Source organism: Clostridium sartagoforme AAU1, assembly GCF_000401215.1.
GTDB classification, from domain to species: Bacteria; Bacillota; Clostridia; order Clostridiales; family Clostridiaceae; genus Clostridium; species Clostridium sartagoforme.
Genome location: NZ_ASRV01000002.1, coordinates 1 through 1,730 on the forward strand (window position 1 = coordinate 1; position 1,730 = coordinate 1,730).

Sequence of the window (1,730 nt, forward strand, 5' to 3'; positions counted from 1 at the left end):
TTATTCTTCTTCCTTACATATATCTATATCATTATCCCAACAAATAGATGATCCATTTATTCTTACTTTTCTAAAAGTCTCTACATCATTTAATGGTTTAAATAACGGATGACTTAATAAACTTTTCATATCAAATTTAATTAATCTTCCATCATCATATTTTATTTCAATAATATATTCATTTAAAGACTTTACTTCTATTGGCTTATGAATCTTTTTTTCTGAATCATACTAATCACTTCTCGGATTAGAGGAAGGAAGTACCCAATTTGCTACTCTTCATCTATCAATTCAACTTCTGACAAATCAACTTCTAACTCATTAAACCTAATTGATTTAAATTTATCATTTAATGTACAGCTATGTCTTAATTCATATTTATTATCAATTAATTCATATATCCATACTTTCCTACTCATAGGTGATACAATCCAATATTCAGCAACTCCATACCTTTCATATAAATCTTTCTTTACAATTAAATCATCATCCGAATTTGAAGGACTTAACACCTCTACTACTAATTGTGGAATACCAATATATCCTCTATAGAATATCTGGTTTTTATCACAATATACAGCAACATCAGGAGCTACTTCTGCTTGTTTAGATTTTACTAGTTCATCAATTTTATTTTTATCATTTTTAATTATCTTGGGATCTTCTTTAGTTAAAAATAGTGCTGCTTCGATTGAAACATTACATTTTCTTTTAAAGTATTGCTTCAACTGTAAATATATTTCACCTTGTAATTCTACATGATTGTATCTTGGTCTTGGCGACATATATTTTATAGAATTAATCCACTCTTCTTTTTGCAAAAAATCTTCATTAATATTTAATGCCATTTTAATCTCCTCCCTTTTATTTATAATCTTATACTTATTATATCCTACTTTAATTTTTTATAAAATAAAAACAGATGATTTTGAACCCCCTATCCAGTAGACATAGGCACTTCATTTTATTATCATCTGTATATTTTTAAATATTTTTCGAATTTCACTAAATTAAAATTTAGGGAAGATTTTTAAAGAAATATCATAAAAAATCCCCTCGGGTTAAAGTTTGAAATACTATCGTCAAATATTTAACACAACCCCCGGGGGTCCTTCCGAGGAAGGAACGCCCGAGGTTGCTAATGTATCAATACCAACTTCTTTTTTTAATTTCAGACATGGCTTACATAACTGCATTTAAAGTAACTCATTTTCATATAATAATTCAAAACTATGAAAAGAGTGTCCAAATTTGGACACTCTATATATTAAACTAAAGAGCAACAGTTGTTGTTTCTTTATTTATAACCTTTGCTTCTACCATTTCCACAAGATCACCTGCTTCTGTTTTTATTAACTTATTAGTTAATACAGAATCCATAAGATCAGAAATGTCAGCATCTAAAACATCTTCCTTAACATCCTTAACTATTAAGTTAACCTTTTTTCCTGAAACATCTTTAAAAGTCATTTTTGCACTTCTTTCTATCATGATATATCCCCCTTTCATAAATTACATCACTAAATTGCAATGCTGTTTAATAACTAATAAGGTAAATTAACCTCTTGTTATTATAAAGTTTTGTTGCTTTTGGATTGTGCTTACTGTATAATCCATAAGACTTTCAACTGCATCAGATAATTCTACTAAATTATCATCAGTAGCATCTGCAGAAATATTTTTAAAAGTTTGTTTCTTAAATACTTCCTTACCTTTAGAGTCAACACCGA

General features: G+C 27.8%; 4 protein-coding genes. All 4 read right to left on the reverse strand.

Annotated elements, in window-relative coordinates; translation table 11 throughout:
- Positions 1-213: a DUF2442 domain-containing protein gene (locus A500_RS19800; RefSeq protein WP_083935641.1), complete on the reverse strand. Its 213-nt coding sequence runs from the start codon at positions 211-213 to the stop codon at positions 1-3.
- A 59-nt stretch (positions 214-272) separates the two neighbouring features.
- Positions 273-848 carry a Uma2 family endonuclease gene (locus tag A500_RS00010; protein ID WP_016205547.1) on the reverse strand — a complete coding sequence of 192 codons (576 nt, stop codon included), beginning with the start codon at positions 846-848 and terminating at the stop codon, positions 273-275.
- 424 nt (positions 849-1,272) lie between these two features.
- Positions 1,273-1,491 (reverse strand): DUF2922 domain-containing protein, encoded by a 219-nt coding sequence (locus tag A500_RS00015; protein WP_016205548.1) that lies wholly within the window; start codon positions 1,489-1,491, stop codon positions 1,273-1,275.
- Between the two features lie 66 nt (positions 1,492-1,557).
- Positions 1,558-1,730 (reverse strand): DUF1659 domain-containing protein (locus A500_RS21550; protein ID WP_016205549.1); only part of this gene is annotated, 173 nt, incomplete at its 5' end.